A 26,787-nucleotide genomic window follows, 5' to 3' on the forward strand; every position below is an offset into this window, starting at 1 on the left:
GCGCGGCGGCGGGGCCGCCGCGCACCGGTCGTACGGCCGGACAGGCCCGCGGTCACGCGGACAGCGGGCGTTGCAGTCTGATCGACTGCAGGAGGCCCACGGCCAGCCACACCGCGAACATCGACGAGCCGCCGTAGGACACGAACGGCAGGGGCAGGCCGGTGACCGGCATGATGCCGAGGGTCATGCCGATGTTCTCGAAGGTCTGGAAGGCGAACCAGGCGACGATGCCGGCGGCGACGATGGTGCCGTACAGGTCGGTGGTGTCGCGGGCGATGCGGCAGGCGCGCCACAGGATGACACCGAGCAGGCCGATGATCAGCGCGCCGCCGATGAAGCCGAGTTCCTCCCCGGCGACGGTGAAGACGAAGTCGGTCTGCTGCTCGGGCACGAACTGGCCGGTGGTCTGGGATCCCTGGAAGAGACCGGAGCCGGTGAGGCCGCCGGAGCCGATGGCGATGCGGGCCTGGTTGGTGTTGTAGCCGACGCCGGCGGGGTCGAGTTCGGGGTTGGCGAAGGCGGCGAAGCGGTTGATCTGGTACTCGTCCAGGACTCCGAGCTGCCAGACGGTGACGGCGCCGATGGCTCCGGCGCCGATCAGGCCGAAGATCCACCGGTTGGAGGCGCCGGAGGCGAGCAGTACGCCGAGCACGATGACGACCATGACCATGACCGAGCCGAGGTCGGGCATCAGCATCACGATCAGCATGGGTACGACGGCCAGCCCCAGGGCCTGGAGGACCGTGCGGTGGTCGGGGTAGGGCTTGTCGCCGGCGTCGACCCGGGCCGCGAGCAGCATGGCCATGCCCAGGATGATGGTGAGCTTCACGAACTCCGAGGGCTGGAGCGAGAAGCCTCCACCGAGCTTGATCCAGGAGTGGGCGCCGTTGATGGTGGAGCCCAGCGGGGTGAGCACCAGCAGGATCAGGAAGACCGAGGCGCCGTAGAGGACCGGTACGGCGGTGCGCAGGGCGCGGTGGCCGAGCCAGAGCATGCCGATCATCAGGGCCAGGCCGATGCCGGTGTTCAGCCAGTGCCGGACCAGGAAGTAGTACGGGTCCCCCTGGTTGAGCTCGGTGCGGTTGCGGGTCGCCGAGTAGACCAGGAGGGAGCCGAGCAGCGACAGGGCGATCGCCGACAGCAGTATCGGCCAGTCGAGTCGCCGGGCCGGGGAGTCGCGGGCGAGGAGCCGCGTCCAGCCGGCCCGCTCGGGTCCGTAGCCGGAGACGTGGAAGCTGTTGACTCCGCCGGTCATGGCGCCGTCCTCCGGCCTGCCGTGCGGCGCGCCCGGCCGGCGCTCCGTCGTGCGTCTCGGCGGCGGGTGTCGCGGTTGGCGGGCGGGGACGTGTTCACGGTCGCGCCCTGGTCCTGGCCGTCGGGGGTCGTCCCGTCCTCCTCGGTTCCGTTCTCCTCGGTCCCGGCCTCCTCGGTGGCCCGCAGGTCCTTGGCCGGGTCCTTGGAGATCTTCGGGGAGATGATGGTGCCGTCCGTCCTGACCTTGGGCAGCGTCTTCTGCGGGGTGGGCAGCAGTGCCTTCTTCTTGTCGATCTCGCCGTCCGGGGAGACTCCGTACAGCGCGTTGTAGACGTTGCGCACGGCGGGGCCCGAGGCGCCGGAGCCGGTGCCGCCCTGGGAGATCGTCATGACGATCGAGTAGTCCTTGGTGTAGGTCGCGAACCACGAGGTGGTCTGCTTGCCGTGGACCTCGGCGGTACCGGTCTTGGCGTGCATCGGGATCTCGTCCTGCGGCCAGCCGCCGAACCGCCAGGCGGCCGTACCGCGGGTGGCGACTCCCTCGAGGGCTCCGTCCATGGCGCTGAGGGTCTTCTTCGTGACCGGCAGCTTGCTGTGCGCCTTGGGCTCGATCTCCGTGACCTGCTTGCCGTCGGGGCTGATGACGGCCTTGCCGACGGTGGGGTGGTAGAGGGTGCCGCCGTTGGAGAGGGCCGCGTAGACGGTGGCCATCTGGATGGGGGTGACGAGGGTGTCGCCCTGGCCGATGGAGTAGTTGACGGAGTCACCGGCGCGCAGTCGGTTGCCTTCGAGGCAGTTCTCGTAGGCGATGCGCTCGACGTAGCTGCCGTCCTTCTTGCCGGACTTGCACCAGGCGTCCTTGTTGGCCTTCCAGTAGTCGGCCTTCCACTGGCGGTCGGGGACGCGGCCGGTGACCTCGTTGGGCAGGTCGATGCCGGTCAGCTCACCGAGACCGAACTGGTGGGAGGTCTTGTAGAACCAGTCCTTGGCGTTCTTCTTCGGCTTGTTGCCGCCGTCGCGCTTCCACTCCTCGTGGGCGAGCCGGTAGAAGACGGTGTCGCAGGAGACTTCGAGGGCACGGCCGAGGCTGATCCCGCCGTGGTTCTGGGATTCGAAGTTCTTGAAGACCTGGCCGCCGATGGAGTACGAACTGGAGCACTCGTAGGGGCCTTCGAAGGAGTAGCCGGCGTTGATCGCGGCGGCCGTCGGGATGACCTTGAAGATGGAGCCGGGTGCCGACACACCCTGGATGGCGCGGTTCAGCAGCGGGTAGTTGGACTTCTTGCCGGTGAGCTTGGCGTAGTCCTTGCCGGAGATGCCGCCCACCCAGGCGTTGGGGTCGTAGCTCGGGTTGGAGGCCATGGCGACGACGCGGCCGGTCTTGGCCTCCATGACGACGATGGCCCCGGAGTCGGCCTCGTAGAGGCGGTTGGTGTTGCGGTCCATCTCCTTGCGGGCCTGTTTCATCGCCTCGTTCAGCTCGTACTCGGCGACCCGCTGGACGCGGGCGTCGATGCTGGTGACGAGGTTGGCGCCGGGCTGGGCGGGGTCGGCCTGGGCCTCGCCGATGACGCGACCGAGGTTGTCGACCTCGTAGCGGGTGACGCCCGCCTTGCCGCGCAACTGCTTGTCGTACTCGCGTTCCAGGCCGGAACGGCCGACCTGGTCGGAGCGCAGGTAGGGCGAGTCGGTGTCCTGGGCCTCCTGGAGTTCCTCGTCGGTGACGGGCGAGAGGTAGCCGAGGACCTGGGCGGTGTTGGCCTGCCCGGGGGCCGCGTACCGGCGTACGGCCTGGGGCTCGGCGCTGATGCCGGGGAAGTCCTCGGCACGCTCGCGGATCTGCAGGGCCTGCTTGGCGGTGGCCTCGTCGGTGATGGGGATGGGCTGGTAGGGCGAGCCGTTCCAGCAGGGCTGGGGGGTCTTGGCGTCACACAGCCGGACCTTCTCCATGACCTCCTTGGTGGGCATGCCGAGGACGCCGGCGAGCTTGGTGAGGACGGCCTTGCCGTCGTCCCGCATCTTCAGGAGTTCGGTGCGGGAGGCGGAGACGACCAGCCGGGTCTCGTTGTCGGCGAGGGCCACTCCGCGGGCGTCCAGGATGGAGCCGCGGACCGCGGGCTGGACGACCTGCTGCACGTGGTTGCCGGAGGCCTTCTTCGCGTACTCGGCGCCCTCGCGGATCTGGAGGTACCACAGGCGCCCGCCCAGGGTGCCGAGGAGGGAGAGGACGAGGACCTGGATGACGACGAGCCGGATCTGGACCCGTGGGCTGCGCCCGGTCTCGGGGATGTTAGTCATGGGCGCAGCCCATTCCGTTGAGGGTGGTGGTGGGAGACGGGTGGGAGGTCACGGCGGCTTCCTCCCCCTCGGCGGGGTTCTGCGGTGTCACAGGCGCTTTACCCCCTTGATGCGGCCGGCCCGCGCCACCCGCGCCCGCGCCGCCTTCGCCCTCAGTCCCCGCTGGGCGCCGATGCGCAGCCCGGTGCCGCTCGAGCTCCAGCCGGAGGCGACGTCACCGGACTTGGCGGAGCTGTTCTCGGCGAGTGGATCGTTCTCGGCGCGCCGGGCCAGGGCCATGACTCCGGGGACGACGAAGGGGGCGAGCAGCAGGTCGTAGAGGGCCGCGCTGAAGAGCAGTCCGCCGAGGCCGACGTTGCGGGCCGCGGTGTCGCCGACGAGGGCGCCGACACCGGCGTAGAGCAGGGTGGTGCCGATGGCCGCGGCGACCACCACGGCCATCGGGCCGGTCGCCGATCTCATCTGGCCGCTCTCGGGCTTGACCAGCCCGGCGAGGTAGCCGACGACGCACAGCACGAGGGCGTAGCGGCCGACGGCGTGGTCGGCGGGCGGGGCCAGGTCGGCGAGGAGTCCGGCGGCGAAGCCGACGAGGGAGCCGCCGACATGGCCGTAGACCAGGGCGAGGCCGAGGACCGTCAGGAGGAGCAGGTCGGGGACGGCGCCCGGGAGATGCAAGCGGGCGAGGACGCTCACCTGGATCACCAGGGCCACCACGACCAGTGAGCTGGAGAGCAGGATCCGGTTGACGCGCATGGGGTGACAGCTCCTACTGCTCTTGCTGGTCCTGGCCGCCGGCCGGGGCTGACGGGGTGACGGTCACCGTGACGGTCGGCGTGGGCGTGGGCTTCGGCTTCTTGGGCAGCACCGTGTCGCGCGGGTCCTTCTCGGGGGCCTGGACGACCACACCGACGACGTCGAGCTTGGTGAAGCCGACGAACGGCGTGACGTAGAGGGTGCGGGTGAGGTCACCGCCGGAGGGGTCGACCCGGGAGACGGTGCCGACGGGGACGCCGGGCACGAACGGCTTGTCGGCCTGTGAGCCGAAGGTGACCAGCCGGTCGCCCTTCTTGATCTCGGCCTTGCCGTTGAGGAGCTCGACGCGCAGGGGCTGGTCGCCCTGGCCGGAGGCGAAGCCGAGTTCGTCACCGGCCTCCATGCGGGTGCCCACGGTGAAGTCGGGGTCGTTGGCGAGCAGCACGGTGGCGGTGTTCGGGCCGACGGTGGTGACCCGGCCGACGAGCCCGTCGCCGTTGAGGACGGTCATGTCGCGCTTGACGCCGTCGTTGGCGCCGACGTCGATGGTGATGGTCCAGGAGAAGCCCTGGGCCGCTCCTATGGCGATGACCTGGGCGCCCTTGATGCCGTACTGGCCCTGGCCGGCGACCTTCAGCAACTTGTCGAGCTGCTTGGCTCTGCTGCGGTTGCGGTCGTCGCTGCCGAGTTCGGCCTTGAGCGCGGCGTTCTCCCGCTCCAGTTCGGCGAGCCGGTCGTGCCGGTCACCGGAGTCGCGGACCGCGGAGACGGCGTTGCCGATCGGGTCGACCGCACCGGCCACTCCGTTCTCGATCGGACCGAAGACCGTCGCCGCGGCCTGCCGGGCACCGTCGACCGGTGAATCCTCTCCGCCTCGGATGTCCACCGTGATCAGTGCGAAAGCGGTGGTGATCAGCAGCACCAGGAGCAGCCGGCTCTCTCGTGTGTCCCTCACGTGCGACGGCCGTGCCTTCCTCGTCGAGAACGGGTAGCGAAAACGGGGATGGTACCGAAGTGGTCGGAAACTGCCGGGAATTACGGGAACCGCGGATCTGACGATCTGCGGATCCACGGTTCTGCGGATCTATGGTTCTGCGGATCCACGGTTCTACGAGCCTGGGAACTACGGGGGGTCAGCTTATGTCTCTATATCAACGATCCGCCGTACGAGGGGAGATCGTCCCGTACGGCGGAATCGAAGAGTCGCGTCATCTGCGCGGCTGGGCGTCCAGCACCTGCTGGAGTGCCTCGAACTCCTCGACGCACTTTCCGGAGCCGAGCGCCACGCTGTCCAGCGGGTCCTCCGCGATGTGGATGGGCATGCCCGTCTCGCGGCGCAGCCGCTCGTCCAGACCGCGCAGCAGCGCTCCGCCGCCGGTCAGCACGATGCCCCGGTCCATGATGTCGCCGGACAGCTCCGGCGGGCACTTGTCCAGGGTGGTCTTGACGGCGTCCACGATGGCGTTGACCGGCTCCTCGATCGCCTTGCGCACTTCTTCGGCGGAGATGACCACGGTCTTGGGCAGCCCGGAGACCAGGTCCCGGCCGCGGATCTCGGTGTGTTCGTCGGAGTCGAGATCGTACGCCGAACCGATCGTGAGCTTGATCTGCTCGGCCGAGCGCTCACCCAGCAGGAGGGAGTACTCCTTCTTGATGTGCTGGATGATCGCGTTGTCCAGTTCGTCGCCCGCGACCCGGATGGACTGGGCGGTGACGATGCCGCCGAGGGAGATGACCGCGACCTCCGTGGTGCCGCCGCCGATGTCCACCACCATGTTGCCCGTGGCCTCGTGGACCGGCAGGCCGGAGCCGATGGCGGCGGCCATGGGCTCCTCGATGATGTGCACCTGGCGGGCGCCGGCCTGGGACGACGCCTCGATGACGGCACGGCGCTCGACGCCGGTGATGCCCGAGGGGACACAGACGACGACCCGCGGACGGGCCAGGTACCGCCGCTTGTGGATCTTCAGGATGAAGTAGCGGAGCATCCGCTCGGTGATCTCGAAGTCGGCGATGACGCCGTCCTTCAGCGGGCGTACGGCAACGATGTTGCCGGGGGTGCGCCCGATCATCTTCTTCGCCTCGGCCCCGACCGCGAGGATGCCACCGGTATTGGTGTTGATGGCGACGACGGACGGCTCGTTGAGTACGATTCCGCGACCTCTCACGTACACCAGCGTGTTGGCGGTCCCGAGGTCGACAGCCATGTCACGGCCGATGAACGACATAGAGTTCCCCATGAGGATTCGTCTGGCCTTCCCACTGGCTTTTGAGGGCTTTTCAGGTCGGCGAGGTGGGTGCGGTGACGCGAAGGCTTCCATCGTAGACGCGCCTTCGCAAACACTGCGCGAGGGTCTTCGCCATTGTCATCAGATGGCGGGTCGGGTTGCTCGTGGAGACGGGCCATCGGGGTCATGCGTTCCCCCGAACGCCGCGCATATGTCAAAAAGGTCTGGGGGCAAAGCCCCCAGACCAGCCGCCGGACGGCCAAAAGCGCAGCGCACGGCCGCTATGCGATTGTTATGCGCGGTCTCGGTGGACGGGACGTCACGCCTGGCCGGGGAAGAAGATCTTCACCTCGCGCTCGGCGGACTCCTCGGAGTCGGAGGCGTGGATCAGGTTCTCCCGGACGATCACGCCGAAGTCGCCGCGGATCGATCCCGGGGCCGCGGCGACCGGGTCGGTCGGACCGGCCAGCTGACGCACTCCCTCGATGACCCGCTCACCCTCGACGATCATCGCCACGACCGGGCCGGAGGCCATGAACTCCATCAGCGGCTCGTAGAAAGGCTTGCCCTTGTGCTCGCCGTAGTGCTGTTCCAGCGTGTCCTGGTCCAGGGTGCGCAGCTCCAGCGCGGTGAGCTGCCAGCCGGCCTTGCGCTCGATACGGCTGATGATCTCGCCGGTCAGGCCACGACGGACGGCGTCGGGCTTGAGGAGGACGAGGGTGCGCTGGGTCACGGCGGAGCTCCTTGGGGTTCAGGGCGAGGGTGCTGAGGGTGCTGAGAGGTTCTGTGCAGGTTACCGGGCGCGTCGCCGCGCCCGTCAGGCAGCGTCGGGCCGGTCCTCCATGGCGGCGAACCGGGCCTTCGCCTCGTCGATCTTCCGCCCGTAGTGCACCGAGGCCCACCACAGCACCGCGAACATCACGCCCAGGAAGAACATCGTCGGGACGAAGAAGCCGGAGGCGAGCAGGGCGAGCTGCAGGACCCAGCCGAGGGCGACGCCGCCGGGCCGGGTGATCATCCCGCACAGCGCCACGCACAGGAACATGGCGATGCCGCACACCGTCCACACCGTGGTGACGGAGAGGTCCGGGTCCTTCATCGCGACCAGTCCGGCGAAGCCGATGACGAGGACCTCGCTGATCAGGGTCGAAGCGCAGAGTGTACGCACGGTTTCTCAGCCCCTTCCCAGGAGCAGCCGGGCCTCGCCGACGGTGATGACGGAACCGGTGACGAGCACACCGGCGCCGGTGAACTCGCCCTCCTCCTCGGCCAGCGTGATCGCGGCCTCCAGCGCGTCGGGCAACCGGGGTTCGACCTGGACGCGGTCCTCGCCGAACACCTCGACGGCGATCCCCGCCAGTTCGTCGGCGTCCATCGCGCGGTGGCTGGAGTTCTGGGTGACGACGATCTCGGCGAAGACCGGCTCGAAGGCCTCGAGCAGCCCGCGCACGTTCTTGTCGCCGCTGGCGCCCACCACGCCGATGAGCCGGCTGAACTGGAACGCCTCCCCGATCGCCGTGGCCGCGGCCCGCGCGCCCGCCGGGTTGTGTGCGGCGTCCAGCACGACGGTGGGTGAGCGGCGTACGACCTCCAGTCGGCCCGGTGAGGCGACGGCGGCGAACGCCCCCCGCACGGTGTCGAGGTCGAGCGGTTCGGCCCGCTGCGCGCCGACGCCGAAGAACGCCTCCACGGCGGCGAGCGCCACGGCCGCGTTGTGCGCCTGGTGGGCGCCGTGCAGCGGCAGATACAGGTCGGGGTACTCCCCGCCGAGGCCGCGCAGGGTCACCTGCTGGCCGCCGACGGCGACCTGCCGGTCGACGACACCGAACTCGAGCCCTTCCCGGGCCACCGTCGCGTCGACCTCGACGGCCTTCTTCAGCAGTACCTGGGCCGCGTCGACCGGCTGCTGGGCCATGATCACCGTCGCGTCCGGCTTGATGACACCGGCCTTCTCGGTGGCGATCTCGGCGGGCGTGGCGCCGAGCCGGTCGGTGTGGTCGAGGTCCACGGGCGTCACCACGGCGACGCTCCCGTCGATCACGTTGGTGGCGTCCCAGGTGCCGCCCATGCCGACCTCGACGACGGCGACGTCCACCGGCGCGTCGGCGAACGCCGCGTACGCCATGCCCGTGAGCACCTCGAAGAAGGACAGCCGGTACTCCTGCCGGGAGTCGACCATCTCGACGTACGGCTTGACGTCCTGGTACGTCTCCACGAACCGCTCGGCGGAGATCGGCGCCCCGTCGAGGCTGATCCGCTCGGTGACCGACTGGACGTGCGGCGAGGTGTACCGGCCCGTGCGCAGTTCGAAGGCGCCGAGGAGGGCCTCGATCATGCGGGCGGTGGACGTCTTGCCGTTGGTGCCGGTGATGTGGATCGAGGGGTACGCGCGCTGCGGCTCGCCCAGCACGTCCATCAGCGCGGCGATACGGCTGACCGACGGCTCCAGCTTGGTCTCGCCCCAGCGGGACGCCAGCTCCCCCTCGACCTCCCGCAGGGCCTTGTCGACCTCGGGGTCGGCCGGCCGCGCGGGCACCTCGGCCTGCGGCGGGCCGCCCTGCGTGCGCAGGGTGCGGCTGCCGGCCTCGATCACCGCGAGGTCGGGGTCTCGTTCCGTCTCGGCCTCGATGATCTCCTCGAAGGAGTCGAGGGGATCACCGGAGCCGGGCTGCTCGCTGTCGTTCGGGGGGAGCTCACTCACGGAGCCCAGTCTACGTACCCGGACCGCGCCCCCTTTCACGGCAGCCGACGGCCCCCGAAACCGTGCTCGGGTTCCGGGGGCCGTCGGTCGTCTTCGCCGCTCGCGGTCACGCCGGGGGCAGCCGGTCCAGCTGGGTCTGGATGCGGGTGATGTCCTCGTCCGCCTTGGCCAGCCGCGTACGGATCTTGTCGACCACGTGGTCGGGGGCCTTCGCCAGGAACGCCTCGTTGCCCAGCTTGGCCTCCGCCTGCTGGCGCTCCTTCTGCGCGGCGGCCAGGTCCTTGGCGAGGCGCTTGCGCTCCGCCGCGAAGTCGATCACCCCGGAGAGGTCCAGGGCGACCTCGACGCCCGCCACCGGCAGGGTCGCCGTCGCGGTGAACGCGTCACCCTCCGGCTGCAGCCGGAGCAGCTGCCGGATCGCCGCCTCGTGCGGGGCGAGGGCCGAACCGTCCAGGGTCAGCCGGGCGGGGACCCGCTGGCCGGGCTGCAGGCCCTGGTCGGCGCGGAAGCGGCGGACCTCGGTGATCACCGACTGGAGCGTCTCGATCTCCCGCTCGGCGTCGGCGTCCCGGAAGCCGCCCGGTGCGTCAGCACCGGGAACGGACACAGCCCCCGGCCAGTCGGCGATGACGACCGACTCGCCGCCGGTCAGCGTCGTCCACAGCGTCTCGGTGACGAAGGGGACCACCGGGTGCAGCAGCCGCAGCGTGACGTCGAGGACCTCGCCGAGGACCCGCTTGCTGACCTCGGCCGGCTCGCCGCCCGCCTGGAACGTCGTCTTGGACAGCTCGACGTACCAGTCGAAGACCTCGTCCCAGGCGAAGTGGAACAGCGCGTCGGACAGCTTGGCGAACTGGAAGTCGTCGTAGAACGCGTCGACTTCGGCGACGACGGAGTTCAGCCGGGACAGGATCCAGCGGTCGGTGGACGACATCCTCGAGGCGTCCGGCAGCGGGCCCTCGACCGTGGCGCCGTTCATCAGCGCGAAGCGCGTGGCGTTCCAGATCTTGTTGGCGAAGTTGCGCGAGCCCTGGACCCAGTCCTCGCCGATCGGCACGTCGACGCCCGGGTTGGCGCCGCGCGCGAGCGTGAAGCGCAGGGCGTCGGAGCCGTACTTGTCCATCCAGTCCAGCGGGTTGACCGCGTTGCCGAAGGACTTCGACATCTTCTTGCCGAACTGGTCGCGGACCATGCCGTGCAGGGCGATGGTGTGGAACGGCGGCGTGCCGTCCATCGCGTACAGGCCGAACATCATCATCCGGGCGACCCAGAAGAAGAGGATGTCGTAGCCGGTGACCAGGACGGAGTTCGGGTAGAACTTCGCGAGCGATTCCGTCTGTTCCGGCCAGCCGAGGGTGGAGAACGGCCACAGGCCGGAGGAGAACCAGGTGTCGAGGACGTCGGTGTCCTGGTGCCAGCCCTCGCCGCTGGGCGGCTCCTCGTCCGGACCGACGCAGACGACCTCGCCGTCCGGCCCGTACCAGACGGGGATGCGGTGGCCCCACCACAGCTGGCGGGAGATGCACCAGTCGTGGAGGTTGTCGACCCAGTCGAAGTACCGCTTCTCCATCTCCTGCGGGTGGATCTTGACCTTGCCGTCGCGGACGGCGTCACCGGCGGCCTTGGCCAGCGGGCCGACCTTGACCCACCACTGCATGGACAGCCGGGGCTCGATGGTGGTCTTGCAGCGCGAGCAGTGGCCGACGCTGTGGACGTACGGCCGCTTCTCGGCGACGATCCTGCCCTCGGCGCGCAGCGCGCCGACGATGGCGGAGCGGGCCTCGAGCCGGTCCAGGCCCTGGAAGGGGCCGTGGGCGGTGATGACCGCGTGCTCGTCCATGACGGCGATGGCGGGCAGGTCGTGCCGCCGGCCGATCTCGAAGTCGTTCGGGTCGTGCGCCGGGGTCACCTTGACGGCGCCGGTGCCGAACTCGGGGTCGACGTGCTCGTCGGCGACGACCGGGATGGAGCGGTCGGTCAGCGGCAGCTTGATGAGCTTGCCGACCAGGTGCTTGTACCGCTCGTCCTCGGGGTGGACGGCGACGGCCGTGTCGCCGAGCATGGTCTCGGCGCGGGTGGTGGCGACGACGATCGTCTCGTCCCCGTCGCCGTACTTCATGGAGACGAGTTCGCCGTCGTCGTCCTGGTACTCGACCTCGATGTCGGAGATCGCGGTCAGGCAGCGCGGACACCAGTTGATGATGCGCTCGGCGCGGTAGATCAGCTCGTCGTCGTGGAGCCGCTTGAAGATGGTCTGGACGGCCTTGGACAGCCCCTCGTCCATGGTGAAGCGCTCACGCGACCAGGCGACGCCGTCACCGAGGCGCCGCATCTGGCCGGAGATCTGTCCGCCGGACTCGCCCTTCCACTGCCAGACCCGCTCGACGAAGGCCTCCCGGCCGAGGTCGTGCCGGGACTTGCCCTCCTTGGCGAGTTCCCGCTCGACGACGTTCTGCGTGGCGATGCCGGCGTGGTCCATGCCGGGCTGCCACAGCGTCTCGTACCCCTGCATGCGCGCACGGCGGGTGAGGGTGTCGATGATCGTGTGCTCGAAGGCGTGCCCGAGGTGCAGGCTGCCCGTGACGTTCGGCGGGGGGATGACGATGGTGTACGGAGGCTTGTCGCTCTTGGCGTCGGCCTCGAAGTAGCCCCGTTCTACCCAGCGCTCGTACAGCGGCCCCTCTACGTCGGCCGGCGCGTACTGGGTCGGCAGTTCGGGGGTGGACGCTGGCTGCGGCTGCTGAGTGTTCTCGGTCACGGGCGTCAGTTTACGGGTGTCACGGCCCAGTCCCGAAACGCGATTCCTTTGTAACGGTGCACCCCCCGCCGACTTGATCGCCTCCACTCTGGGTCAGGATGTCAACGACACGTAAACATCTGGAGGGGAACCCAGAAGATGAGCCACAACCAGCCGGGCCCGTACGGCGGGCAGCCCCAGCAGCCCGGACCGTACGGTCAGCCGGGTCCCTACGGCCAGCAGCCGCAGGCTCCGCAGCCCGGCTACGGCTACCCCCAGCAGGCTCCCCCGCCCGGCCAGCCCGGCTACGGCTACCCGCCCCAGCCCGGCCAGGGCGTCCCGCCCCAGCAGCCCCCCTACGGCCAGGCCCCGTACGGCGCCCCGCAGCCCCCGGCGCCGGACGGCGGCTCCAAGAAGGCCGGCTGGATCGTCGGCGCGGCGGCGGTCGTGGTGGCGATCGGTGTCGGCGCGTACTTCGTGTTCGGCGGAGGCGGCGGCGCGGGCGGCCTGGAGGACGACGGCCCGCACAAGCTCTCGGCGCCGGAGAAGGTGATGGGCGAGTACACCCGGGTCGGTGAGGGCGGCGAGGACTCGAGCTCCAGCACCACGAAGGACCTGGCCAAGGGCGGCGTGAAGAACGGCAAGTCGGTGGGCGCCTCCTACTCGACGGCCGACTTCAGCCGGTACGACCTCAAGAACCCCGACCCGGCCGACCTGCCCAGCAAGGAAGAGCTGCTCGCGGCGAAGGGCGTGACGTTCCTCGGCGCCTACGGCGAAGTCGAGGACCCCGAGGCGGCCGTGGACAAGCTCTTCGCCAACATCAAGAAGGAGACCGGCAAGAGCAAGGGCTCGGACAACGCGCTCCTGTCCGAGCTGGTGGGCGAGCCCGAGGATGTCGAGCTCGACGGTGCGGTCATGAAGTGCCAGGCCGGCAAGGGCAAGAACAACCTCACCAAGCAGGACACCACCAACTGGTTCTGCATCTGGGCGGACTACAGCACGGTCGTGGTGGTCTCCCCCGGTGACAACACCAAGGACATCACGAAGGACGCCGCCGCGGACATCGCCACGAAGCTCCGCGACGAGGTGCGCGTCCCGGCGTAGCGGTACGCAGCGCATGAAGGGCCCCGGTCACTCGACCGGGGCCCTTCATCTGTGCCGGGGACGGCTGTTGCCGCTACGCCGTCTTCTGCTCGCCCGGCCCGCGGCCGCGGGCGTCGCGCGGGATCAGGGTCGGGTTGACGTTGGAGAGGACCACGTCCGCGGTGATGACCACGCGGGCGACGTCCTTGCGGGACGGGACCTCGTACATGACGCCCTGGAGGACTTCCTCCATGATGGCGCGCAGACCGCGGGCGCCGGTCTGGCGGAGGATGGCCTGGTCGGCGATGGCTTCCAGCGCCTCACGCTCGAAGTCCAGCTCGACGCCGTCGAGTTCGAAGAGGCGCTGGTACTGCTTGACGAGCGCGTTGCGCGGCTCGACCAGGATCTGCAGCAGGGCCTCGCGGTCGAGGTTGTGGACCGAGGTGATGACCGGGAGCCGGCCGATGAACTCGGGGATCATGCCGAACTTGACCAGGTCCTCCGGCATGACCTGCTCGAACTGGTCCTTGGACTCCAGTTCCCGCTTGGAGCGGATGGTGGCGCCGAAGCCGATGCCCTTGGCTCCCGCGCGGCCCTCGATGATCTTCTCCAGGCCGGCGAAGGCGCCACCCACGATGAACAGGACGTTCGTCGTGTCGATCTGGATGAACTCCTGGTGCGGGTGCTTGCGGCCGCCCTGCGGCGGGACGGAGGCCGTGGTGCCCTCGAGGATCTTCAGCAGGGCCTGCTGGACGCCCTCGCCGCTCACGTCGCGCGTGATCGACGGGTTCTCGCTCTTGCGGGCGACCTTGTCGATCTCGTCGATGTAGATGATGCCGGTCTCGGCCTTCTTGACGTCGTAGTCGGCGGCCTGGATCAGCTTGAGCAGGATGTTCTCGACGTCCTCGCCGACGTACCCGGCCTCGGTGAGGGCGGTGGCGTCGGCGATCGCGAACGGGACGTTCAGCATGCGGGCGAGGGTCTGGGCGAGGAGGGTCTTGCCGGAGCCGGTGGGGCCCAGCAGCAGGATGTTGGACTTCGCCAACTCGATGGCGTCCTCGCGGCCTTGGGCGCCGCCGTTCTCCCCCGCCTGGACCCGCTTGTAGTGGTTGTACACCGCGACGGAGAGAGCTTTCTTGGCCGACTCCTGGCCGACCACGTACCCCTCGAGGAACTCGTAGATCTCGCGGGGCTTGGGCAGTTCCTCCCAGCGGACCTCGCTGCTCTCGGCGAGCTCTTCCTCGATGATCTCGTTGCAGAGGTCGATGCACTCGTCGCAGATGTACACACCGGGCCCTGCGATGAGCTTCTTGACCTGCTTCTGGCTCTTGCCGCAGAACGAGCACTTGAGCAGATCGCCGCCGTCACCGATGCGTGCCACGGTGTGCTTCCCCTTCGCCTGGGAGCCCCTGGACGTCAACGTCCATCGACTCCTGGTGCTGCCTTATGTCCGACGGTACCTTGCCGGGCCCCCCGTCCGGGCCCCCCTTGGCACGGTTCGCTTCGACGTGGACCGTCCACGACCGTGCCAAGGAGCGGCAGACAATACAGCCTCCCGGATCCCACGCGTCAGCGCAGGCTGGTGTTGTCCATCTTCCGGGTGGTGATGATCTGGTCGATCAGACCGTAGCTCAGCGCGTCCTCGGCCGTGAGGATCTTGTCCCGCTCGATGTCCTCGCGGATCTTCTCGACCGGCGTGGTGGAGTGCTTGGCCAGCATCTCCTCCAGCTGCGAACGCATCCGGAGGATCTCGTTGGCGGCGATCTCCAGGTCGGAGACCTGGCCGCGGCCGGTCTCGCTGTACGGCTGGTGGATCAGCACGCGCGCGTTCGGCAGGGCCATGCGCTTGCCGGGGGTGCCGGCGGCGAGCAGCACGGCGGCGGCGGAGGCCGCCTGGCCCATGCAGACCGTCTGGATGTCCGGCTTCACGTACTGCATGGTGTCGTAGATCGCCGTGAGCGCGGTGAAGGAGCCGCCGGGGCTGTTGATGTAGACCGAGATGTCCCGGTCGGGGTCCATCGACTCCAGGCACAGCAGCTGCGCCATGACGTCGTTGGCGGAGGCGTCGTCGATCTGCACGCCGAGGAAGATCACGCGCTCCTCGAAGAGCTTCGCGTACGGGTCGTACTCGCGGATGCCCTGGGAGGTGCGCTCGACGAAGCGCGGGATGACGTAGCGGGACTCGGCCGCGGGGCCGGTGTACTCGGCACGGGCGCGGTCGTACAGGCCGCTGCCGGGGAAGTCGTTCACAGTGTCTCCTGGAAAGGGGCTGAGGCGGTCGGCCGGGGCTGCTGGGGCTGCCGTCGGACCCTGGAGAGGGTCCGACGGGGGTCCTACGGGGCCGCTGGGGCTCCCGTGGGCCGCTCAGGCCGCCCCGGTGCCGCCGCCGCCCGGCATGCCCGCGGCCGTGGGGATGACGTCGTCGATGAGGCCGTAGTTCTTGGCCTCGAAGGCGTCGAACCAGCGGTCGCGGTCCGAGTCGCGGGTGATCTGCTCGACCGACTGGCCCGTGTGCTGGGAGGTGAGCTCGGCCATGCGCTTCTTGGTGTGCAGCAGCCGCTCGGCGTGGATCTTGATGTCCGAGGCCGAGCCGGCCAGGCCGGCGGAGGGCTGGTGGATCAGGATCTCCGCGTTCGGCAGCGCGAAGCGCTTGCCGGGCGTGCCCGCGCTGAGCAGGAACTGACCCATCGAGGCCGCGAGGCCCATGGCGATGGTCACCACGTCGTTCTTGATGAACTGCATGGTGTCGTAGATCGCCATACCGGCCGTGATCGAGCCGCCGGGGCTGTTGATGTAGAGGTAGATGTCCTTGTCCGGATCGGCGGCAAGGAGCAGCAGCTGTGCGGTGATCTTGTTGGCGATGTCGTCGTCCACCGGCTGGCCGAGGAAGATGATCCGCTCGTTGAGCAGCCGGTTGTAGACCTGGTCGCCGAGGCCACCACCGATGGAAGGCTCGCCGGCGGCTGAAGGCATCAGATTCGTCACGTATCCACCTGCTCGTCTTACGACGGCGCCGGGCCGTCTCACGTGTTCTGCCGGGGTGTGGGGCCGTCCGGCCGTACTCGCGGACTCCCCTGCCCTCGTATTCATGGACCCTAACGCGCGGGCCCCTTCGAGGAATCCCGCAGCGGGGGGTGTTCGCTGTGAGCGCAGGTGGCTCCGCGGGGCGGGACGGGGTGCCTCGCGCCGTGGGCGCTCCGGCCGGAGGGGCCGGTGCGGCCGTACGGCAGACGGGCCCCGGCCATGATGGTCCGGGGCCCGTCGTACGTCCGTCAGAGGCGGCGCGAGGGTCAGCCCTCGGTCTTCTCCTCGGCCTCGTCGGCCTTGGCATCGGTCTTGTCCGCCTTGGTGTCGGCCTCGTCGGCCTTGGACTCGGCGGCGTCGGTGGACTCGGCGGCGGCCTCGCCGGCCTCCGTCTCGTCCTCCTCTTCCTCGTCCTCGAGGTCGATGATCTCGCCGTTGGTGTCCTTGACCGTGGCCTTCTCGACCACGGCGGCCAGGGCCTTGCCGCGGGCGACCTCGCCGACCAGGAGCGGAACCTGGCCCTGCTCGACGACGGCCTGGGCGAACTGGTCGGGGGACATGCCGGAGGAGGCCGCACGACGCATGAGGTGCTCGGTGAGCTCCTCCTGGTTGACGTTCAGCTTCTCCTGGTTGACGAGCTGGTCGAGCACGAACTGGGTCTTGATGCCCTTGATCGCGGCCTCGCGGGTCTCGGTGTCGAACTCCTCGGCCGTCTTGCCCTGGATCTCCAGGTACTTCTCGAGGTCGAGACCCATCTGAGCGAGCTGGTGGTGCTCGAGGTTGTGCTTACGGGTGTTGATCTCGTCCTCGAGCAGCTTCTCGGGGACGGGCACCTCGACCAGCTCGAGCAGCTTGTCCAGGACGCGCTCCTGGGCCTGCGTGGCCTGGTCGTACTGCTTCATGTTCTCCAGGCGCTTGCGGCTGTCCGCGCGCAGCTCCTCGAGGGTGTCGAACTCGGAGGCGAGCTGCGCGAACTCGTCGTCCAGCTCGGGCAGTTCACGCTTGGCGACCTGGGTGACCCTGACGGTGACCTCGGCCTCCTTGCCCGCCGCGGAGCCGCCCTTGAGCTCGGAGGTGAAGGTGGCCTCCTGGTCGGCCGACAGGCCCGTCACAGCGGCGTCGACGCCGTCCAGCAGCTCACCGGAGCCGATGGTGTAGGAGACGCCGTTGGCGATGCCGTCCTCCAGCACCTCGCCGTCGACCTTGGCCTCCAGGTCGATGGTGACGACGTCGCCGTCCTCGGCGGCACGCTCGACCGGGGAGGTGGAGGCGAAGCGCCCGCGCAGCTCCTCGACGGCCTTGTCGACGTCCTCGTCGGTGACCTCGACGGCGTCGACCTCGACCTCGATGCCGGAGTAGTCCGGGATCTCGATGGTCGGGCGGATGTCGACCTCGGCGGTGAAGTTCAGCGTCTCGCCGTCCTTCAGCTCCGTGATGTCGACCTCGGGCTGGCCCAGCGGGTTCAGCTCGGCCTCGTTGACCGCGTCGGTGTAGAACTTCGGGAGGGCGTCGTTGACCGCCTCCTCCAGCACCGCACCGCGGCCGAAGCGCTGGTCGATGACCCGGGCCGGGACCTTGCCCTTGCGGAAGCCCTTCACCGTGACCTGCTGGTTGATCTTCTTGTACGCCGCGTCGAGGCTGTCCTTGAGCTCCTCGAAGGGCACCTCGACAGTGAGCCGAACCCGGGTCGGGTTCAGGGTCTCCACGGCGCTCTTCACGGTTCGGTCTCCTTGTGGCTGACTTCTCGGATTCTGCCGGGACCAGAGCGGTCCGGCGGATTCGCCGCCCGGAGACTTCAGACCTGAGACACACGGGCGTGCAGCTTGCATAGTAACGGCAGCGACTACAGCGCCCAAAAGCCGATCACCGGCAGTGATCGGGCGAGTGGTCGGGGTGGCGGGATTTGAACCCACGGCCTTCCGCTCCCAAAGCGGACGCGCTACCAAGCTGCGCCACACCCCGTCTGGTGCGACACGTAGGGTACATGCCGCCGCGCACTCCGGCCTCCGCATATCGCGGGCCCGGTGCGGCGGCGGGGCCTGAACGGGCACGGGATGTGCGACGAGGGCGCACCACCCGCTACGATGCCTGTCAGTACCGCGGCCCTCCCGGCCTGCGGTGCGCTCCTGCGGGCGTAGCTCAATGGTAGAGCCCTAGTCTTCCAAACTAGCTACGCGGGTTCGATTCCCGTCGCCCGCTCCACACGGCTCAGGGCCAGGTCGGAGGGTTTCTCCTCCACCTGGCCCTGATCGCGTTCCGGCCCGCCCCGTGCCGCACGTACCGGCTTCGCCGTCGCGCGGGCACCCTCCGGGCATCCGCGGGGGTCAGAAGCTGATCGAGCTGATCATGTCCGCTATCGAGTCCATGAAGCGGTTGATCGACGGGGCCATGCCGGTCGAGGCGAGGAAGAAGCCGAAGAGGACCGCGACGATCGCGGGGCCGGCCTTGATGGACCCCCCTCTGATCAGCACCACAAGGACGATCGCCAACAGCACCACGACAGACAGTGAAATGGCCACAACTGATCACACCCTCGGTCGGTCCGCTTCGCCGGCCCGGGCGACGCATCCCCGCGCACCCCGCCAGAACCATCGTGCCACCAACAGGCCCGTCCTATGCGGCGAGTGACGCATCGTTCATCCCCCCTTCGGCCGCGCCCCGCGGGCGCGCACTCCCCGCAGGGCACCCGCACCGGCGTGCGCGGGGCACGCGCGGAGCCAACGGCGCGGCATCGCACAGCAATTCGGCGTGACCCCGCGCGGGGAATTCGACCGTACCGTTGCCGTCCCCACACAACACGTTCTCAGCTATTTCGAATTACCTCCACGCGTATCCCGACGAGCCCCCCGGCAGCCCGCGAAACTACGTGAAGCGGACATCCCGCCGAACCCGTTCGGTGGGCATATGTGCCATTTCGCACGGAGCGATGGCGACAAAAGGGTCCCGTGGAGCACGGGGAACCCTTGCCCGCGCGATGTGTCGGCCGTCACTCCCGCAAAGCCGCCTGCATTCACGGATCGGGGGCATCCGGATTCGACGACCAGTAATGACGTGGGAGTTTTACGAATACCCACGCCGAACGCTAGGGTGCCTCAGATGTTCCACGCTGCCTCGTCCCCCGCAAGCGCAGCGAGCAGACCGATCCCCTCCCCGAGTTCCTGGCGGGTGGTTCGGTGATGGACTCGCTGCAACCGAACGGCAACCGCAGGGCGCCGCTTCCCCCGGCCGAACCGCCGGACTCCGAAGCGCCGGGCCCGCGCACGGAGAACATACAGAGCACACAGAAGGCGAAGGCCACCTCCGGCAAGCAGCGGGACGCGTTCTTCGACAACGCCAAGTACCTGGCGATCGTGCTGGTGGCCGTGGGCCACTTCTGGGAGCCCTTCAAGGGTGAGAACCGGGTCCTGGAAGCCGGGTACCTCACCGTGTACACGTTTCACATGCCGGCCTTCATCATCATCTCCGGCTACTTCTCGCGCAGTTTCGACATGCGCCCGGACCGGCTGCGGCGACTGGTCACCGGCGTCGCCGTGCCGTACATCATCTTCGAGACGGCGTATCCGCTCTTCAAGCGCGTCATCGACAACGACCCGCAGTATGCGATCAGCCTTCTCGACCCCTGGTATCTCACCTGGTTCCTGTGCGCGCTGTTCATCTGGCGCCTGACCACACCGATCTGGAAGGCGGTACGCCACCCGCTGCCGCTCGCGCTCGGCATCGCCATGCTGGCGAGCGTCTCCCCCCAGATCGGCGACGACCTCGATCTGCAGCGGGTCCTGCAGTTCCTGCCGTACTTCGTGCTCGGTCTGTCCATGAAGCCTGAGCACTTCCAGCTGGTGCGCCGCCGATCGGTCCGGATCGCGGCGGTGCCGGTCTTCGCGGCGGCGCTGGCCTTCGCCTGGTGGACGGTGCCGCGGATGCCCACCGGGTGGTTCTACCACCGTGCCGCCGCGCAGGAGTTGGGTGCCCCGTGGTGGGCCGGTCCGATCATGATGCTGGCGTTGTTCGGCTGCTCCGTGCTGCTGACCGCCTGCTTCTTCTCCTGGGTGCCCGGCCGCCACATGTGGTTCACCGCGCTCGGCGCGGGCACGCTCTACGGCTATCTGCTGCACGGCTTCGCGGTGAAGGCCGGTGACTACCGGGGCTGGTTCGAGCACTCCGCGCTGCACGAGCCGATCGGCCTGGTCGCCGTGACCGTCTTCGCGGCCGTCCTGGTGACGTTCCTGTGCTCCAGGCCGGTGCAGCGGGTCTTCCGGTTCGCGATGGAGCCGAAGATGGAATGGGCCTTCAAGCGGGATGCCGCGCGGTCGGCCCGCGACCGCGAGCGCGAACCCCGCGAGAAGCGGGACGACCGGGAGAAGCAGGGGATGCAGGAGACCGTCTCCGCCTAGGGCCTGTCCGGCGGATCAGGTCGCAGGAAATCGACGGTGCCTTGTCGGCGCGGGTGAGCGGGGTCTGGTGCGTCCAGCTGCAAGGCGGAGGAGGGAGTCGACGCGGTGGGGGTCCCCCCTGCTCGAGCTCGTCGAGAGCTCGGGGGAGTCGGCAACCGACGACAACGCCGCTGGGGGTCCCCCCTGCTCGAAGAGCTTGGGGGAGGGCGTGCCGGACCCCGCGTCTGCGGCAGGATCCGCCGGACAGGCCCTAGTCGGTCGTCGGTGCGGGGCGGTCGGGCCGTGTCCCCGCCACGAGGCCGAGAAGTGTGCGCATCCGCGCGTACTTCTCGGCCAGTCGGCCGCGGGTCGCCTCGTCCAGCACCGCCAGCCGCGCCGGATCGGCGTTGTGCGCCAGGTCCGCCTCCTTCACCAGCAGGGCACCGGGGGTCGCGAGGATGCGGGCCGCGTAGACCTCGGGCGGCTCCCCGGACCGTTTGGTGACCGCGAGGACGATGTCCCGGGTCCGCCGGCTCAGTGCCGCCTCCCTGAGCCACTGCTCCGAGAGCTTGCCGTCCTCGACGGCGTCGTGCAGCCAGGCCGCCGCGATCTGCTCCTCGTCGCCGCCGCCGGCCCGGACGCCCTCGGCGACGGCCCGGAGGTGCTCGGCGTACGGCATGCCCGCCTTGTCGGTCTGGCCCTCGTGCACGGCACGGGCGATGGCCTCGATCTGGGCGGGGGTCAGCAGGTTGCGCGGTGTCTCGGTCACCCCTCCAGTGTCCCCGCCCCCGCCGTGCCGCACGGCCCGGGCAGGGCAGGAGAGTGGTGGAGGCCGCCGGTCCGGGCTCGGAGAGCCGGGGTCAGCGGGGCAGAGCGGCCGTGCTGCCCTCGCGGCAGATCAGCAGCAGCGCACGGTCGTCGTTGACGTCCTTGGCGACCGCTTCGATGAGGTGCCAGGCCGCTCCGTGGAAGCCACCGGCGACATAGCGGTCGGCCTCGCCGGTGAGGCGGTCGATGCCCTCGACGATGTCCCGGTCCGAGGTCTCCACCAGGCCGTCGGTGAACAGCATCAGCACGTCCCCGGGGCGCAACGAGCCTTTCACCGGGTCGAACTGGGCGCCGTCGTACACGCCCAGCAGCGGGCCGTCGCCCGACTTCTCCTCCCAGCGGCCGCTGCCCGCGCTGAGTTGGAGACCCGGCGGATGCCCTGCGGAGTACAACTCGTAGTCGCCGGAGTCCAGGTCGAGGACGAGGTGGATGGAGGTGGCGAAGCCCTCCTCCCACTCCTGGCGGAGCAGGTAGCCGTTGGCGGCCGGCAGGAAGGCGTGCGGCGGGAGGCTGCCGAGCAGGCCGCCGAAGGCGCCGGACAGCAGCAGGGCGCGGGAGCCCGCGTCCATGCCCTTGCCCGACACGTCGGTCAGGACGACCTCCAGTGTGCGCCCGCCGTTGGTGCGGGCCGCGACCACGAAGTCGCCGGAGAAGGACTGGCCACCGGCGGGACGCAGGGCCATCTCCCGGTGCCACCCGCTCGGCAGGGCCGGCAACTGGCTCTGCACCCTGATGCGTTCACGCAGGTCGAAGAGCATGGTGCCGCCGCGCCGCCAGGGCACGCCCACCCGGCTGCGGAACTGGGCGACGACCAGCCCGAAGAAGCCGCAGGCGGCCACGGTGAGGACGACGCCCGGGGTCACCCGGGACACGCCCTCGGTGTACGGGCCGAGTCGGACGGCCTCCACGATCAGTGCCGTCGCCGCCGCCGCGTACAGGCCGAGCAGGCTCGCCGGGCGGAGCAGCAGCCCGCCGGCGACGATCGGGAGCACCAGCGCGGACGGTGCGAACCAGACGGAGTTGGCGAGCGTCGCGGCCGAGATGAGCGGGACCGTCAGCAGCAGGCCGGCGAGGGCTATCCAGTCGGAGCCGTCCCCGCGGAAGTAGTCGACGGCGGCCCGGCGCACGCCGACGCGGGCCCGGTGCCACTGCTTCTTCACCCGGGCCGTGAGCGTGTCGGCTGCCGCGCGCCTCTCTCGTCCTGCTGCCATCAGTTCGGGACCCTATCCATCGGAGCGACCACTTGGCACGGGAGGTCCTGGTTGTCCCCCGTCCGGGGACCGACTTCACAGTGAACTTCACCGGGCGCCGTCGCGTGGTCGTCCGGCGGAAATCGTGCCGGACGTCCCGCTCCGCCCGCCCGTCGCGCACCGGCCCCGCCCTGCCGGGCCGGTCTCACCGGTGCTGGCAGGCCGGGCACCAGAAGAGGTTGCGGGCGGCGAGGCCGGCGGTGCGGATCTCCTCGCCGCAGACGTGGCAGGGCTGATGAGCCCTGCGGTAGACATACACCTCACCGCCGTGGTCGTCGACACGCGGCGGGCGGCCCATCGCCTCCGGAGTGTGTTCCGGGCGGACGGTGTCGATCCGGTTGTTGCGGACGCCTTCCCGCATGAGCCCGACCAGGTCGGTCCACAGGGCGTCCCACTCGGCGGGGGTGATGTCCCGGCCCGCACGGTACGGGTCGATACGGTGCCGGAAGAGGACCTCGGCGCGGTAGACGTTGCCCACGCCGGCGATGAGCTTCTGGTCCATGAGGAGCGCGGCGATCGTCGTACGGCTGCGGCTGATCCTGCGGTACGCGGCGTCCGGGTCGGCGTCCGGGCGCAGCGGGTCGGGACCGAGACGGTCGTGTATCGCCCGCTTCTCGGTGTCCGTGATCAGGGCGCAGGTGGTGGGCCCGCGGAGATCGGCGTACGCCGCGTGGTGCGTGAGGCGCAGCCGGACGGTGTCCGTGGGCGGGGGCGCGGGGGCCGGGCCCAGGGCGACCTTGCCGAAGAGGCCGAGGTGGATGTGGACCCAGTCGGTGTGCTCGGGGTCGCGGAAGCCGAGGAAGAGATGCTTGCCGTGGGCTTCGGCAGTGTGCAGGACGGTGCGGTCCAAAAGGGCGGCGGCGTCGCTGAACTTGCCCTGGGGGCTGGAGACCCGCAGAGGGGTGCCGTCGGAGAAGGCCGCGGCGTGATCCTCGGCCAGCCGGTGAATGGTGTGGCCCTCCGGCACGGCTTCGTTCCCCTCCCTCTCGACTCTCTCAGCCCGCTCGGCCGCCTGGGACCGCCCGGCTTCCCCGCCCCTCGCCCGATTTTCCCGCTTCCCCGCCGGCTACTGCTGGGGGTGGTGGGGCGGGATCGGGGGGAGGTCGCCGGTGGTCTCGTAGTCCGCCAGCATGTCGATGCGGCGGATGTGGCGCTCGTCGCCCGAGAACGGGGTGCCCAGGAAGACCTCGACGAACTTCGTCGCCTCGTCCGAGGTGTGCATGCGCGCACCGATCGCGACCACGTTGGCGTTGTTGTGCTGGCGGCCCAGTGCCGCGGTCTCCTCGCTCCACGCCAGGGCCGCTCGTACGCCCTTCACCTTGTTCGCGGCGATCTGCTCACCGTTGCCGGAGCCGCCGATCACGATGCCGAGGGCCTCGGGGTCGGCTGCGGTCCGCTCGGCGGCGCGGAGACAGAAGGGCGGGTAGTCGTCCTGGGCGTCGTAGATGTGGGGCCCGCAGTCGACGGGCTCGTGACCCGCGTCCTTGAGCCACTCGGCGAGGTGGTTCTTGAGTTCGTATCCGGCATGGTCGGAACCGAGGTACACGCGCATGGTCCGAGTGTGACACGCGGGATCGCGGGCAGGCGCGCGGGGGCGTGTGACACGGCTCCCAGACACGGCTCCACGGCCGTCGCGGACGCGGAAGGGGGCCGTCCGGGCGCTGTGCGTGCGCCCGGACGGCCCCCTTCGGGGACCGCCGAAGGGTCACCGCTTGTCGACGAACCGCCAGGCGGTCGGCAGCACGCCCATCGCCAGGGCCGCCTTCAGGGCGTCACCGATGAGGAACGGGGTGAGGCCCGCCGCGATCGCGGCGGAGGCGGACATGCCGGTGGCCAGCGCCAGGTAGGGCACGCCGACGGCGTAGATGACCGCCGAGCCGAGCAGCATGGTGCCCGCCGTCCGCCAGGCGGAGCGGTCGGCGCCGCGACGGGCCAGGGCGCCCACGACGGCCGCGGCCAGCAGCATGCCGAGGACATAGCCGAACGACGGCGCCCCGTAGCCCGACGCGCCCTCGGCGAACCAGGGCACGCCCGCGACGCCCGCCAGCGCGTACAGCGCGAGGGAGAGGAGACCGCGCCGGGCGCCGAGGGTGGTGCCGACGAGCAGCGCGGCGAAGGTCTGGCCGGTCACCGGCACCGGGGATCCGGGGACCGGGACGGCGAGCTGGGCGGCGACGCCGGTGAGCGCGGCACCGCCGACCACGAGGGCCACGTCCCGCACGCGGGAGGCCGGGACGAGGTCGGCGAGGACCAGACCGACGCGGGCCCCGCCTTCCTGGGGCAGGGCGGACGAGGCGGCAGCGGTGCTCATGGGGACTCCGCGGGGTGAGAGGGCTGGGGACGACAGCGACGCTATCCCAGCGTCCTCGCGCCGATCACCGTCAGCGCTCGACAAAGGCGCCGACCCGCGGATGGTGGGCTCCGGACAAAGAACGCACCCAACCCGGGGAACGGCGTGATACCGGTCACGGAGGTGACATGGCCTCTCCCACAAGGACCGCCCGGCCGACGTCTGTAGGGTCCCGCCAAACCGGCACCCACGCCCCGTGCTCGGTCCGCGCCCCCTGCCCGGCCCGCCGCCGGGCGACCCTGGTCCACCCGGCGGTAACCGGATTCACACCCTCCGCATGACCCGAGTCCACATGGTGGTCACCCCCTCCGCCGGGCGGGAGCGGCCGCCCAAACTGACGGAGTTTCATCGTCTCCCGTATTGGACGAGCCGTGCCCGTTCCCAGCACCTCCGTCGAGACACCGCCGCAGCGGGAGGAGTCCTCCCTCTCCCACGGCCTGAAGCAGCGCCATCTGTCGATGATCGCCCTGGGCGGGGTGATCGGGGCCGGGCTGTTCGTCGGCTCCGGCGCGGGTATCGCGGCCGCCGGGCCCTCGATCGTCCTCGCCTACACCCTCTCCGGCCTGCTGGTCATGCTGGTGATGCGGATGCTCGGCGAGATGTCGGCCGCGCATCCGTCGTCCGGTTCCTTCTCGGCGCACGCCGAGCGGGCCATCGGGCCCTGGGCGGGCTTCACGGTGGGCTGGGCGTTCTGGGTGCTGTTGTGCACGGCCGTCGGCCTGGAGGGCATCGGTGCCGCGAAGATCGTCACCGGCTGGCTCCCGGGCACGCCCGAGTGGGCGTGGGTGGCGCTGTTCATGGTGGTGTTCTGCGGCACGAACCTCGCGGCCGTGAAGAACTTCGGCGAGTTCGAGTTCTGGTTCGCGGCACTGAAGGTCGGCGCGATCTCCCTGTTCCTGGTGCTCGGGGTGCTGGCCCTCACGGGCGTGCTGCCGGGCACCGACTCCCCGGGCGCCTCGAACCTCACCGATCTGTTCCCGAACGGCGGCGAGGGGCTGGTGATCGGCTTGCTCGCCTCCGTCTTCGCGTACGGCGGACTGGAGACGGTCACCATCGCCGCGGCCGAGTCGGAGAACCCGGTCAAGGGCGTCGCCGTCGCGGTCCGTACCGCGATGTGGCGGATCGCGCTGTTCTACGTCGGTTCGATGGCGGTCATCGTGGCCCTGGTCCCGTGGGACTCGCCGGCGGTGGTCGAGAGCGGCCCGTACGTCGCCGCCCTGGACCGGCTCGGCATCCCGGGCGCCGGTCAGCTGATGAACGTCGTGGTGCTGGTGGCGCTGCTGTCCGCGATGAACGCCAACATCTACGGCGCCTCGCGCATCGCCTACTCCCTGGTGGAGCGCGGGCAGGGGCCGAAGGTGCTGAACCTGGTGTCGGCCGGGGTGCCGCGGCTCGCCGTGCTGGCCTCCTCGGTCTTCGGATTCCTGTGCGTGCTGCTGAGCTACTGGCGGCCCGACGACGTCTTCTCCTGGCTGCTGAACATGATCGGCGCGGTGATCCTGGTCGTCTGGATCTTCATCGCCGTCTCACAGCTGCGACTGCGGCGCGTCCTGGAGCGCGAGGCACCGGAGAAGCTGGTGGTGCGGATGTGGGCGTTCCCGTGGCTGACGTGGATCGCGCTGGCCGGGATGGCGGGCGTCTTCGCCCTCATGGCCCGGGAGCCGGGCACGCGCGTGCAGCTGTACTCGACGGGTGGCATGGTCCTGGTCCTGGCGGCCGTGGGCTACGCCTGGCAGCGGGCCCGGAACCGGGCCGGCGCCGGGAGCTGAAGCCCTCCCCGAAGCCCCCTCCCGCGACGACGAAGGCCCTCGGCAGGACGCATCGTCCGGCCGAGGGCCTTTTCCCTGCCCGCGTGCGTCCCGGGCACACGATCCACCCCCTTCTGCTGCTAGCGTGCAGTTGCGACACTGT

22 protein-coding genes and 2 tRNA genes are annotated in these 26,787 nt (G+C 69.8%); 4 read left to right on the forward strand and 20 right to left on the reverse strand.

Annotation, left to right across the window (positions count from 1 at the left end):
- Positions 1-52 precede the first annotated feature (52 nt).
- The 9 genes from rodA to JL475_RS13450 form a co-directional block, all read right to left on the reverse strand.
- On the reverse strand, positions 53-1,255 hold the full coding sequence (gene rodA / locus JL475_RS13410) for a rod shape-determining protein RodA (RefSeq protein WP_202277816.1): 1,203 nt from the start codon (positions 1,253-1,255) through the stop codon (positions 53-55).
- Complete coding sequence (mrdA, locus tag JL475_RS13415) at positions 1,252-3,552, reverse strand: penicillin-binding protein 2 (RefSeq protein ID WP_202277817.1); 2,301 nt, start codon at positions 3,550-3,552, stop codon at positions 1,252-1,254. Before mrdA ends, rodA begins: the two co-directional genes overlap by 4 nt.
- Before the next feature lie 87 nt (positions 3,553-3,639).
- Positions 3,640-4,305, reverse strand: coding sequence for a rod shape-determining protein MreD (gene mreD, locus JL475_RS13420; protein ID WP_202277818.1), 666 nt, complete (start codon positions 4,303-4,305; stop codon positions 3,640-3,642).
- A 13-nt stretch (positions 4,306-4,318) separates the two neighbouring features.
- Positions 4,319-5,260, reverse strand: a complete 942-nt coding sequence (gene mreC, locus JL475_RS13425; protein WP_202277819.1) for a rod shape-determining protein MreC — start codon at positions 5,258-5,260, stop codon at positions 4,319-4,321.
- Between the two features lie 253 nt (positions 5,261-5,513).
- The gene (locus tag JL475_RS13430) at positions 5,514-6,533 is read right to left on the reverse strand and encodes a rod shape-determining protein (protein ID WP_202277820.1); all 1,020 of its coding nucleotides are present in this window, start codon (positions 6,531-6,533) and stop codon (positions 5,514-5,516) included.
- Between the two features lie 319 nt (positions 6,534-6,852).
- Complete coding sequence (gene ndk / locus JL475_RS13435) at positions 6,853-7,266, reverse strand: nucleoside-diphosphate kinase (protein ID WP_202277821.1); 414 nt, start codon at positions 7,264-7,266, stop codon at positions 6,853-6,855.
- A gap of 84 nt (positions 7,267-7,350) precedes the next feature.
- On the reverse strand, positions 7,351-7,701 hold the full coding sequence (locus tag JL475_RS13440; protein ID WP_202277822.1) for a DUF4233 domain-containing protein: 351 nt from the start codon (positions 7,699-7,701) through the stop codon (positions 7,351-7,353).
- Positions 7,702-7,707: 6 nt separating this feature from the next.
- Positions 7,708-9,234: a folylpolyglutamate synthase/dihydrofolate synthase family protein gene (locus JL475_RS13445; protein WP_202277823.1), complete on the reverse strand. Its 1,527-nt coding sequence runs from the start codon at positions 9,232-9,234 to the stop codon at positions 7,708-7,710.
- A 106-nt stretch (positions 9,235-9,340) separates the two neighbouring features.
- The gene (locus tag JL475_RS13450) at positions 9,341-11,992 is read right to left on the reverse strand and encodes a valine--tRNA ligase (RefSeq protein WP_202277824.1); all 2,652 of its coding nucleotides are present in this window, start codon (positions 11,990-11,992) and stop codon (positions 9,341-9,343) included.
- A 138-nt stretch (positions 11,993-12,130) separates the two neighbouring features.
- On the opposite strand from JL475_RS13450, the gene JL475_RS13455 reads away from it, so the two are divergent.
- Positions 12,131-13,075 carry a hypothetical protein gene (locus tag JL475_RS13455; protein ID WP_202277825.1) on the forward strand — a complete coding sequence of 315 codons (945 nt, stop codon included), beginning with the start codon at positions 12,131-12,133 and terminating at the stop codon, positions 13,073-13,075.
- 73 nt (positions 13,076-13,148) lie between these two features.
- Here JL475_RS13455 and clpX read toward each other — a convergent pair whose 3' ends face one another.
- From clpX to JL475_RS13480, 5 genes are all read right to left on the reverse strand, one after another.
- Positions 13,149-14,435 carry an ATP-dependent Clp protease ATP-binding subunit ClpX gene (gene clpX, locus JL475_RS13460; RefSeq protein WP_109379096.1) on the reverse strand — a complete coding sequence of 429 codons (1,287 nt, stop codon included), beginning with the start codon at positions 14,433-14,435 and terminating at the stop codon, positions 13,149-13,151.
- 188 nt (positions 14,436-14,623) lie between these two features.
- Entirely contained in the window at positions 14,624-15,304 is a 681-nt protein-coding gene (locus JL475_RS13465; RefSeq protein WP_109379097.1) for an ATP-dependent Clp protease proteolytic subunit, read from the reverse strand.
- Positions 15,305-15,418: 114 nt separating this feature from the next.
- The gene (locus JL475_RS13470) at positions 15,419-16,027 is read right to left on the reverse strand and encodes an ATP-dependent Clp protease proteolytic subunit (RefSeq protein WP_181383553.1); all 609 of its coding nucleotides are present in this window, start codon (positions 16,025-16,027) and stop codon (positions 15,419-15,421) included.
- 317 nt (positions 16,028-16,344) lie between these two features.
- Complete coding sequence (gene tig, locus JL475_RS13475; protein WP_202277826.1) at positions 16,345-17,796, reverse strand: trigger factor; 1,452 nt, start codon at positions 17,794-17,796, stop codon at positions 16,345-16,347.
- Between the two features lie 167 nt (positions 17,797-17,963).
- Positions 17,964-18,040 (reverse strand) — tRNA-Pro (locus JL475_RS13480).
- 166 nt (positions 18,041-18,206) lie between these two features.
- Between JL475_RS13480 and JL475_RS13485 the strand changes: the two genes are divergently transcribed.
- Positions 18,207-18,280 (forward strand) — tRNA-Gly (locus JL475_RS13485).
- A 122-nt stretch (positions 18,281-18,402) separates the two neighbouring features.
- Here the strand turns inward: JL475_RS13485 and JL475_RS13490 are convergent.
- A complete protein-coding gene (locus JL475_RS13490; protein WP_202277827.1) occupies positions 18,403-18,597 on the reverse strand; it encodes a hypothetical protein in 195 nt (64 codons plus the stop codon).
- Between the two features lie 654 nt (positions 18,598-19,251).
- Between JL475_RS13490 and JL475_RS13495 the strand changes: the two genes are divergently transcribed.
- A complete protein-coding gene (locus JL475_RS13495) occupies positions 19,252-20,469 on the forward strand; it encodes an acyltransferase family protein (RefSeq protein WP_307825038.1) in 1,218 nt (405 codons plus the stop codon).
- Between the two features lie 250 nt (positions 20,470-20,719).
- Here JL475_RS13495 and JL475_RS13500 read toward each other — a convergent pair whose 3' ends face one another.
- The 5 genes from JL475_RS13500 to JL475_RS13520 form a co-directional block, all read right to left on the reverse strand.
- Complete coding sequence (locus JL475_RS13500) at positions 20,720-21,217, reverse strand: HD domain-containing protein (RefSeq protein ID WP_202277829.1); 498 nt, start codon at positions 21,215-21,217, stop codon at positions 20,720-20,722.
- Between the two features lie 91 nt (positions 21,218-21,308).
- Positions 21,309-22,487 carry a PP2C family protein-serine/threonine phosphatase gene (locus JL475_RS13505; protein WP_202277830.1) on the reverse strand — a complete coding sequence of 393 codons (1,179 nt, stop codon included), beginning with the start codon at positions 22,485-22,487 and terminating at the stop codon, positions 21,309-21,311.
- 184 nt (positions 22,488-22,671) lie between these two features.
- On the reverse strand, positions 22,672-23,493 hold the full coding sequence (locus tag JL475_RS13510) for an Fpg/Nei family DNA glycosylase (protein WP_202277831.1): 822 nt from the start codon (positions 23,491-23,493) through the stop codon (positions 22,672-22,674).
- Between the two features lie 99 nt (positions 23,494-23,592).
- Positions 23,593-24,078, reverse strand: coding sequence for a ribose-5-phosphate isomerase (locus JL475_RS13515; protein ID WP_202277832.1), 486 nt, complete (start codon positions 24,076-24,078; stop codon positions 23,593-23,595).
- A gap of 153 nt (positions 24,079-24,231) precedes the next feature.
- Positions 24,232-24,837, reverse strand: a complete 606-nt coding sequence (locus JL475_RS13520; protein WP_202277833.1) for a biotin transporter BioY — start codon at positions 24,835-24,837, stop codon at positions 24,232-24,234.
- Positions 24,838-25,247: 410 nt separating this feature from the next.
- Here JL475_RS13520 and JL475_RS13525 point away from each other — a divergent pair, with 410 nt between their 5' ends.
- Positions 25,248-26,645 carry an amino acid permease gene (locus tag JL475_RS13525; RefSeq protein WP_202277834.1) on the forward strand — a complete coding sequence of 466 codons (1,398 nt, stop codon included), beginning with the start codon at positions 25,248-25,250 and terminating at the stop codon, positions 26,643-26,645.
- Positions 26,646-26,787: the final 142 nt, after the last annotated feature.

Source organism: Streptomyces sp. M2CJ-2 (assembly GCF_016757295.1).
GTDB lineage: Bacteria > Actinomycetota > Actinomycetes > Streptomycetales > Streptomycetaceae > Streptomyces.

What these genes read in the sequence shown, in the direction of transcription:
- mreD (WP_202277818.1), bottom strand. Translation starts at nt 4,305, where the DNA reads ATGCGCGTCAACCGGATCCTGCTCTCCAGCTCACTGGTCGTGGTGGCC.
- rodA (WP_202277816.1), bottom strand. Translation starts at nt 1,255, where the DNA reads ATGACCGGCGGAGTCAACAGCTTCCACGTCTCCGGCTACGGACCCGAG.
- JL475_RS13470 (WP_181383553.1), bottom strand. Translation starts at nt 16,027, where the DNA reads ATGCCTTCAGCCGCCGGCGAGCCTTCCATCGGTGGTGGCCTCGGCGAC.
- JL475_RS13430 (WP_202277820.1), bottom strand. Translation starts at nt 6,533, where the DNA reads ATGTCGTTCATCGGCCGTGACATGGCTGTCGACCTCGGGACCGCCAAC.
- JL475_RS13515 (WP_202277832.1), bottom strand. Translation starts at nt 24,078, where the DNA reads ATGCGCGTGTACCTCGGTTCCGACCATGCCGGATACGAACTCAAGAAC.
- JL475_RS13505 (WP_202277830.1), bottom strand. Translation starts at nt 22,487, where the DNA reads ATGGCAGCAGGACGAGAGAGGCGCGCGGCAGCCGACACGCTCACGGCC.
- mrdA (WP_202277817.1), bottom strand. Translation starts at nt 3,552, where the DNA reads ATGACTAACATCCCCGAGACCGGGCGCAGCCCACGGGTCCAGATCCGG.
- JL475_RS13520 (WP_202277833.1), bottom strand. Translation starts at nt 24,837, where the DNA reads ATGAGCACCGCTGCCGCCTCGTCCGCCCTGCCCCAGGAAGGCGGGGCC.
- JL475_RS13455 (WP_202277825.1), top strand. Translation starts at nt 12,131, where the DNA reads ATGAGCCACAACCAGCCGGGCCCGTACGGCGGGCAGCCCCAGCAGCCC.